At 66.3% G+C, this 8189-nt stretch carries 9 protein-coding genes; 7 read left to right on the top strand and 2 right to left on the bottom strand.

Translation table 11 applies throughout. The features are described 5' to 3' along the window. On the top strand, positions 1 to 272 hold a 272-nt coding region (locus AC5RW2_RS38850), incomplete at its 5' end, for a hypothetical protein (protein ID WP_494075183.1). Between the two features lie 31 nt (positions 273 to 303). After that, positions 304 to 900 carry a pentapeptide repeat-containing protein gene (locus AC5RW2_RS38845; RefSeq protein ID WP_494075184.1) on the top strand — a complete coding sequence of 199 codons (597 nt, stop codon included), beginning with the start codon at positions 304 to 306 and terminating at the stop codon, positions 898 to 900. Positions 901 to 1228: 328 nt separating this feature from the next. Here AC5RW2_RS38845 and AC5RW2_RS38840 read toward each other — a convergent pair whose 3' ends face one another. Continuing rightward, positions 1229 to 1510: a DUF4190 domain-containing protein gene (locus AC5RW2_RS38840; protein WP_494032859.1), complete on the bottom strand. Its 282-nt coding sequence runs from the start codon at positions 1508 to 1510 to the stop codon at positions 1229 to 1231. Positions 1511 to 1766: 256 nt separating this feature from the next. After that, complete coding sequence (locus AC5RW2_RS38835) at positions 1767 to 2318, bottom strand: flavin reductase family protein (RefSeq protein ID WP_493986761.1); 552 nt, start codon at positions 2316 to 2318, stop codon at positions 1767 to 1769. A 286-nt stretch (positions 2319 to 2604) separates the two neighbouring features. On the opposite strand from AC5RW2_RS38835, the gene AC5RW2_RS38830 reads away from it, so the two are divergent. From AC5RW2_RS38830 to AC5RW2_RS38810, 5 genes are all read left to right on the top strand, one after another. Further along, positions 2605 to 3168, top strand: coding sequence for a recombinase family protein (locus tag AC5RW2_RS38830; protein WP_494075182.1), 564 nt, complete (start codon positions 2605 to 2607; stop codon positions 3166 to 3168). A 147-nt stretch (positions 3169 to 3315) separates the two neighbouring features. Then, positions 3316 to 4419: an NADH:flavin oxidoreductase/NADH oxidase gene (locus tag AC5RW2_RS38825; RefSeq protein ID WP_494037350.1), complete on the top strand. Its 1104-nt coding sequence runs from the start codon at positions 3316 to 3318 to the stop codon at positions 4417 to 4419. Positions 4420 to 4437: 18 nt separating this feature from the next. Then, positions 4438 to 4935, top strand: coding sequence for a M20/M25/M40 family metallo-hydrolase (locus AC5RW2_RS38820; protein ID WP_493986688.1), 498 nt, complete (start codon positions 4438 to 4440; stop codon positions 4933 to 4935). A gap of 410 nt (positions 4936 to 5345) precedes the next feature. After that, entirely contained in the window at positions 5346 to 6326 is a 981-nt protein-coding gene (locus AC5RW2_RS38815) for a serine hydrolase domain-containing protein (protein ID WP_494075181.1), read from the top strand. 381 nt (positions 6327 to 6707) lie between these two features. Then, complete coding sequence (locus AC5RW2_RS38810) at positions 6708 to 7352, top strand: GNAT family N-acetyltransferase (protein WP_494075180.1); 645 nt, start codon at positions 6708 to 6710, stop codon at positions 7350 to 7352. The last annotated feature ends 837 nt before the right edge of the window (positions 7353 to 8189 follow it).

Raw genomic sequence — 8189 nt, 5'->3', positions numbered from 1 at the left:
TCGCATGGCCGCTGCTGCTGCTGGCACTGTGGCGCAGCGGTGTGCTGCCCTGGTGGCCGGCGGTGGCGATGTTCGTCGGACTGGGAATACCGATCTTCCTGCCCTACAGCGTTGTCTTCCCACCCCTTGCGGCCACCGTCCAGGCCGTTGCGCTGCTCTACATCGGCCTGCAGGTACTGGAGGCCGGCACCAGCCCGCGCATAGCCCTCCGGCCCAGGGCCCGCGGGCCGGCGCGACACAAGAGAACCCAGACCCGGCCCGGCACGGCCTGAGACGCCGGGGCCGCCGACAGGCGCGTACCGCATCAACAAATCCGCGGCTCCACCCCGAGCCGCAGGTTTCATATGCGCTGTTATCGGCGTTCTCATCCAAGGAGCAAAGTTCATCGGCAAGGTCTCCTTCAGCGGGGCGGAGTTCGTCGGCGGCGAGGTCGACTTCGGTGGGGCAGAGTTCGCCGGCGGCGGGGTCTCCTTCGACGGGGCAAAGTTCAGCGGCGGCGAAGTCTCCTTCGACGGGGCAAAGTTCAGTGGCGGCGCAGTTTCCTTCCTCGAGGCAGAATTCAGTGGCGGCGAAGTCTCCTTCACCGAGGCAGAGTTCACCGGGGCCGGGGTCAACTTCACCACAGCAGAGTTCTCCGGCGGTTCGGTCGCCTTCACCGGGGCAATGTTCTCCGGTGGTTCGGTCACCTTCGATCGGACAACCTTCTCTGGTGGCGACGTCACCTTCCATGGGATACACAATGGGATACACAGTGGTGGCGATTCACCTGTTCTCTTGTTTGATGAACCGCGCAGCTGGACCCATCCGCCCAAGATGCCGTGGGAGGATGGCCCGAATCCTCCCTCATGGGTTAGGCCTGTGGTATGGCCCCAGGGCTTGGCCATGAGGCCCGCTATATGAGGGAATCGCGTCCGTAGCGCGTAGGTGGCTGCACCGGTGCACTAAAGACGAATTCTCTGAGGCGGCGGTTCCTCGAAAGTCAAAAATGGTCCATTACTAAGTGATGCTGGAGAGGGCCTGGGGTTCCATCCTCTGAACTCTAAGTAGGAGGTCAGAAGCCACGTGCGGAATCAAAATCGGTCAAAACCATGCGATGCAGGTTTTTGACAGGCCGGGAAGCGTTACGACGCGCGGGCCGGAGCCGGGCAATATGGACAGGATGGAGCCAGGGCGGTGAAGCCGGAATTTTCCGGGCTTCGCCGCCCTGGGGTCCTATGTACTGCGTGCTCTAGGCCTGGCTTGCGGCCATGCCCATGACGCTGATGAAAACGATGATGCCCAGGACCAGGCCGATGTAACCGATGATGAGACCTGCGATGGCCAGTCCGCGCCCGCCTTCTCCGGTGCGCTTGATCTGGTTGAGGGCGATGTGTCCCAGAATGATGCCGAGCAGGCTGATGAAGAAGGATGAGACGAGCGAGGCAATCGCCAGGCCGTTCGTTCTGTTTGGCTGTGCCGGTGGATACATTTCCGGTCCGGCATTGCTTTGCGGATAGTTGCTGCTGGTCATAAGGTGTGCCTTCCGATCGGTGCGAACTTCCCCCGGCCCGCTGGATGCGGATCGTTCGCACAATGTACCAATGGGGGAGAGGCCTGACGAGGGCAGGGAAGGTTTGATCTGCCTTTATTCGAGAAGGATGTCAGGAGCCGCGGAATCCAAAGCGTTAGGCGCGTGAATTCAAAAGGCTCGTAACCTTGGGTCGCTGAGCCGTTAATGCCGTGAACGGACAGGGCGTAGGGCAGGCACTCCGGAAGGCGGTGTCTGTTTACTGCCGGGTCTGTGATCCGTTCCGGGAGCGTAGGGCGGACCATGGGTCCAGGGCGTAATAGGTTCGGCGGTGGTAGAGCAGCGGCGCGGCGAACGAGCCGCCGTCGAGCACCTGGAGGACCTGGGCGGCCACGACTGTGCCGGTTCCGGCGGGCATCCGGTCAAGGGGCCTGCACCGAAGGACAGTGCCGACGCCGCGGATGATCGGTTCGCCCGCTGGCCCTGGATACCAGTCCATGTCGAATCCGAAGCGGCGCGAGCCGGGCCGTGCGAACAGTTCGGCAAGTTTGTGGTTGGCGGTGGTGAGCAGGTGCACGGCAAGGCCTCCACCTGCCAGCAGGGCGGCTCCGGACTCGCTGCCGGCGGCAATGGAAAACGCGAGGACAGGGGGTTCGGCGGACACGGAAATCACCGAAGACGCGGTGATTCCTGCCGGCCCGTGCGGTCCGGCAGCGGTGACAATCGAGACCGGCGCGGGATGGGCGGCGAACGCGTCGCGGAAGGCCGCGGCAAGGTCCGGGAGCGGGGTATCCTGCGGCAATGCTGCCATCACGGCTCCTTCCAGCGGGCCCGACGGTCCGGAAGCACTTACTGGGCCCATGCTAGGACTGCGCAGCCCACCGCGCCAGAGCCCGCGTCGGCCCGGAGGGGAGCTGGCGTACCGGTCTCAGGAAAGGATCGTCTGTTGAGACGGCAAGTTCTCCGCAGCCGCCGTCGCTCGAAATGAGACAAAGTGGCGCTTTCTGGAGAGCCTGCCTCGTCTCATTAATATGTCTTACTTCTGATATTCTCAGGAATCGGAATTATTGCCTTTGATGGGACTGCGGGGGAGCGGCATGGCAAGCATCGGATACGCCAGGGTCAGCACTCTGGAGCAGAACGCGGACCTGCAGCACGCGGCGCTGAAGGCCGCCGGCTGCAAGAAGATCTTTACTGACCAGGGCGTGAGCGGCACGCGGGCCAGCCGGCCCGAACTGGACAGGATGCTTGAGCACCTGCGGGGAGGGGATGAGGTGGTGGTCTGGAAGCTCGACAGGCTGGGCCGCAGCACCCGCAGCCTGCTGGCCCTCATCGATGAGCTGGAAGGCCGCGGCGTCCACTTCCGGTCACTGACCGAGGGCATCACCACCACGGGCCCCATGGGCAAGGCCATGCTCACCGTGCTGTCCGCGTTCGCCCAGCTCGAACGTGACCAGCTGGCCGAGCGGACCAGGGCAGGCATGGCCGCAGCCGCCGCCCACGGGCGCAGGGCGGGACGGCGGGAAATCACCGCCGGGGACCGGAACGTCAAACGCGCCCATGAGCTCAAGGCCCAGGGCCTCAAGCCGTCGGACATCGGCAGGATCATCGGCGCCAGCCGCGCCACCGTATACCGCTACCTGGCCCTGGACGCTGGCTGACGCCGAGCACTGTCTTCACCCTCCGCGGGGTACGCCTGCGCCCACTGTTCAGTGAGCCGGGTGATGGCAGGACGGGCTCCTGCGCCAAGGCAGCTTTCGATTCACCCCGCGGGAATAGCTGCTGCGGCGGCCCGGTTGAAGCTTCACGTGAGTAAGCTCTTCGAACCCGCAACCCTGACCACCCCCGACGGCACCGGACTGCGCCTGCGCAACCGCACGGTGCTGGCGCCGATGTGCCAGTACTCGGTGAGCGCACGCGACGGAGTGCCCAACGACTGGCACCTGGTGCACCTCGGAGCTCGGGCCGCCGGCGGCTTCGGGCTCGTCGTCGCCGAGGCAACCGCCGTGGTGCCCGAGGGCCGGATTTCCGACCTCGACGCCGGACTGTGGAACGATGCGCAGCGCGACGCCTGGAAGCCCGTGGTGGACTTCGCCCACGCGCAGGGGGCGGCGATCGGTGTCCAGCTGGCACACGCCGGCGCCAAGGCCTCCACCTACCCCTGGTTGCCCGCGCAGGCCGAGGGCTCCATCCCCGTGGACGAGGGCGGTTGGGAGACGGTGGGCCCCTCGACGACCGACATTTTCGGGTTGGAGCGGCCGCACGCCATGGACATCCCCGAGATCCAGGCGTCCGTCCAGGCTTGGGCGGACGCCGCACGCCGAGCGGACGAGGCGGGGTTCGACGTCGTCCAGATCCACGGCGCCCACGGCTACCTCATCCACCAGTTCCTCTCCCCGCTGACCAACCACCGTGAGGACGCCTACGGGGGCAGCTACAAGAACCGCACCCGGTACGCGCGCGAGGTCATCGCGGCGGTGCGGGCCGTCTGGCCGGACCACAAGCCGCTGGCGATCCGCCTCTCCGGAGACGACTGGGTCGAGGGCGGGTGGCGGCTGGCCGACACGGTCCGCTTTGTCCGCGAGGCGCGGGAGCTCGGCGTCACCGCATTTGACCTTTCCAGCGCCGGCATCGGGTCGTACCACGGCCCCTCCGGCCCAGGCTTCCAGGTTCCGCTCGCCGCTGCGGTGCGCGAGGCGCTGGAGGGCACGGATTCGTTCGTCACCGCCGTCGGATTACTGACGGACCCGGCGCAGGCCGAACACGTGGTGGTCACCGGGCAGGCCGACGGCGTGAGCGTTGGCCGCGCTGCGCTGCAGGACGCGCTCTGGCCGGCGAACGCGGCGAAGGCCCTCGGAGTCGCCCGCGACGGGAACCCACGCGCGGACCAGTACTGGCGCGCCGCCTGGTAGCCGCCTACTGTTTGGCTCATGTCCCTGGAGAACGAAGTCCTCGCCATTTTGGGCCAGGAGTTGGCGTGGAAGCGCGACGTCTGCATAGACCTGCACCGGAACCCGGAGCTCAGCCTCCAGGAACACCGGACGGCGGATCCGGTCAGTAGAGGACTGGAATCCTTCGGCTTCGAGGTGCAGCGCATCAGGGGTACCGGCGTTGTGGGCGTCATGGCCAACGGCCCGTGCGGACACCGACGCCCTGCCGGTGACCGAGGACTCCGGGCTGGAGTACGCCTCCACGGCAACCGCCAGGACAACGGCGTGGCCGTGGGCGTGATGCACGCCTGCGGCCACGACATGCACATCGCCGCGTTGCTCGGCGCCGTTAAGCTGCTGGCCGACGACCGCGACAGGTGGAGCGGCACCTACACGGTGCTCTTCCAGTCCGCCGAGGCCAAGCGGAAGGGCAAAACCGCCATTTCAGGCTGCGATTTAACCGCTAAACGGGAGTTAACAGTCACAACCGGAGCTTGATTAAAGGCCAGCCCGGCGGCGACGCAGATGGTATCTGTTGCGAATATCCCCGCTCACCGGGCGCTTGTGCGGGCGGGGTATGCGCGGTACCGAGAAGCCAGTACCTGCAAGGATTTTTTTCCTGCGGGGGAGGGGCTGAGGGGTGTTGCGGTGGAGGGACCGGCTTATGCGACGCTGGGCCGCGTTCCCAGCGTTGAACTAAACTTCCACTCCGACGGCTTGCAGCTGGCTCTTGTGCATGGCCCTTCGGTAGGCGTATCCCGGGCCGGCCGTTGGGGCAGCCACTCAATGTCCATCAGCTGGTGTGATTCTCAGATTCCGATGATGCGGGGGACTGATGATTCTGGTCAGGGATATGGCGGGCGGGGCTGACGGGAAGCGCGGTGCCCGGGAACCGATGGGCACGGATAGTGACTGAGCTTCATGGCGACGGTGATCTGGCCGCAAAGCTTCGGGCCTGCCTGGGGCGCGGCCACCGGGATGGGGCTGTAGCCACGGTATGCCAGGGCGAGATGACGCGGGCGAGTTTTGGGGTCCCGCTCGATGCGGACTTCGAGATCGGTTCCGTCTCCAAGGGCATTACCGGGCTGTTGTATGCCGATGCGGTGGGACGGGGGGAGCTGGCTCCGACGACGACTCTGGGCGAGCTGCTGCCACTGGAAGCATGTGAGGCGGCGCGTGTGACGGTCGGATCCCTGAGTACCCACTCATCCGGTCTGCCGCGCCTGCCCCGGTCGGCCCGGCCCTTCCGGGGCACACTCTCGCTGTGGCTGCAGGGTGCAAATCCGTACGGGGAAAACCTTGACCAGCTGTTGGCCCAGGCACGCGCGGTAAGGCTTTCCGCACCCCGGCCTCGGTACTCAAACCTGGGATTCGAACTCCTCGGCCATGCCATCGCCAGTGCGGCAGGGTTGAAGTACCCGGACCTGCTTCGGAACCGGCTGGCTGAACCCCTGGGCCTCGGGTCCGTCTATGCCCCGGCCGCTTCCGACCAGCTCCGGCCCGCGGCTCTGGTTGGAAGGAGCCGCTCGGGAAAGCCCCGCGAACCCTGGACGGGTGAGGCGCTGGCCCCGGCCGGCGGCATCCGGGCATCGACCGGGGACATGGCCCGCCTCGTCGCGGCAATGCTGGACGGTTCGGCACCGGGCATCTCCGCCCTCGACCCGGTGGCAAGGTTCGCCGGAGCGGCCCGGATCGGGGCCGCGTGGATCACCCTTGAGATCAAAGGCCGCCGGATCACCTGGCACAACGGGGCAACCGGTGGGTTCCGCACCTGGGTCGGACTCGACCGTTCAAAGCGTACCGGCGTCGTGGTCATGTCCGCCTCATCGGTTCCGGTGGACCGCCACGGATTCACCATGCTGCAGGAGTTGGCCGCCACCGGCCGGTGATGCCCGGTGTCGTCCAGCCGGTCCTGGACGACGCCGGAATTTCAGCGGCGGTGTGGCCCGGAGTTGCCGCGGTGACGGACGCTCAAACGGGACGGCAGCGTGCCGCGATAGAGCCCGAGCGCAATCACATCCTCGTCATTCAAGCACGTGCATAAGTTCTCGCTCATCCTTGTCGCGGAACAGCACCGGCTAACGGGTCATCCCAGTGGGCAGAAGCTGGGCGAGTATCGAAACGTATGAATGCACGAGTTCTTTTCGTCCCTGGGCCGGGTTCCAGTTGAACGCCCTTTCCCTTGTCGATAGGTTCGGCAGTGGATGTTGCGGTGTGAGGGTGGATACAGTCGCACCCGTGCGGGGGCGGGGCAGGCGGGGTGGACGGGGATGGTCGAGACGATGGTTGTGGTCAGGCGGGGAGACGAGCTCGGCGAGGGGTACCGGCGCCGTATCACCGAGGTCTACGTGCGCAGCTTCGCGCAGGACTTCGTTGCGTTCTCGCGCGACACCGGCAAGTTGGCTGACGCGTTCGAGCACATGCTGCTGCTCGAACGGTTCTACATCGCGCTCGTGGACGGGCAGCCCGCCGGCCTCGCCTCGCTCACCGAGGGCGGCCAGCCGCTGTTCGCGCCGCGATGGCGGCAGATCCGGCGTCACCTCGGGCTGGCGCGCGGGCTGCTTGGCTACGTGGTGATCCGCAGCTGGTTCATGGGCGCCTCCGACGGCGCCCGGCCCGGGCTCGCCGAAATCGGGTTCGTCGCCACCGAACCGGCCTATCAGGGGCGCGGCATCGCGACCGCGCTGCTGCGTCACCTGCTGACGCTACCCGGGTATCGCGAGTACGTGCTCGAGGACATCAAGGACACCAACGCACCCGCCCTCGGCCTCTATGCCAAGCTCGGCTTCACGGTGTACAGGCGTCGGAAGGTGCGCTTCGCCCGACGCGCCGGATTCACCGAGCTCGTGTCGATGAAACTCGTGCAGGACCCCACGTCGCAGCCTGCCGCCGGGCGATCACCCGAAGCCGTCTGACCGATCCGCTCCGTAGACCACGCTGCCGGCACGGACTGCGGGTTGCTCGTGCACTGGATCGAAGCCCGCTACCACCGCAGACGTCGGAGCCACATTCCAGGACGGCCGCAGGTCCGTCCCCGCGGCCTCGTCGGCCCGGAAGGCGGAGACCAGGTCCCGGTGGCTTTCGACATCACGTAGCGTCCGCACATGCGACCGATTCTCCGGTACAGGACCACGCCCGATCAAACAACCGGTGTCCTGCCGCCTCGTGGACTTACCGCCCGGCAATGTCGCGGGGGACAAGGCAGTGCCGGAAACCAGGCAACGGCACGGCCTGAAAAGCCGCCGCTGCCCGTTGACTGCATTCCGGGTGGCTTTATCGGAACGATATTTGCGCAGCGTAATGTCCGGTTCGGGCGGCTCAGCGCCGGTGAATGCGCGGTGCTGTCATATGCGCCGTTATCGCCTGGCTGCGGACCATGCACTTCTGCCCGCCGGGACCAGACGGGTCAGTGAGTGCCTGCCCGGCGTCGGCCAGGTTCTCGGCGACCTGAGGGGCTGAGACGGGAGACGGGCTGGGTCATGGCACATCCGGGGCGGCCGGGACACAGAAAGGCCCTTCGACTCTCACTCTTGGGGGACAGGGAGAGGCGAAGGGCGCCTCAAGAAGTATGACACGCACCGCTCACCGCCCCTGGAGGTGAATTGATACATCGTATAAAACGATGCGGTTGCGTCCTGGCCGGCTGTTTCGCCGGCCGGTCCGATCAGCTCCGACATCATGTAGCGTCCGCACATGCGGCCCGTCACCGTCGACATTGCCGGCCTGGCCCTCAAGAGCGGCAACGCCGTGAT

The sequence above is a fragment of the Arthrobacter sp. B0316-1-20 genome, assembly GCF_059091865.1.
This window is presented reverse-complemented; position numbering and strand designations above follow the sequence as displayed.

Excerpts from the sequence above, each read along its gene's own strand:
- AC5RW2_RS38840 (WP_494032859.1), bottom strand. The coding sequence starts at position 1,510 with ATGACCAGCAGCAACTATCCGCAAAGCAATGCCGGACCGGAAATGTAT.
- AC5RW2_RS38835 (WP_493986761.1), bottom strand. The coding sequence starts at position 2,318 with ATGGCAGCATTGCCGCAGGATACCCCGCTCCCGGACCTTGCCGCGGCC.
- AC5RW2_RS38830 (WP_494075182.1), top strand. The coding sequence starts at position 2,605 with ATGGCAAGCATCGGATACGCCAGGGTCAGCACTCTGGAGCAGAACGCG.
- AC5RW2_RS38820 (WP_493986688.1), top strand. The coding sequence starts at position 4,438 with ATGTCCCTGGAGAACGAAGTCCTCGCCATTTTGGGCCAGGAGTTGGCG.
- AC5RW2_RS38810 (WP_494075180.1), top strand. The coding sequence starts at position 6,708 with ATGGTCGAGACGATGGTTGTGGTCAGGCGGGGAGACGAGCTCGGCGAG.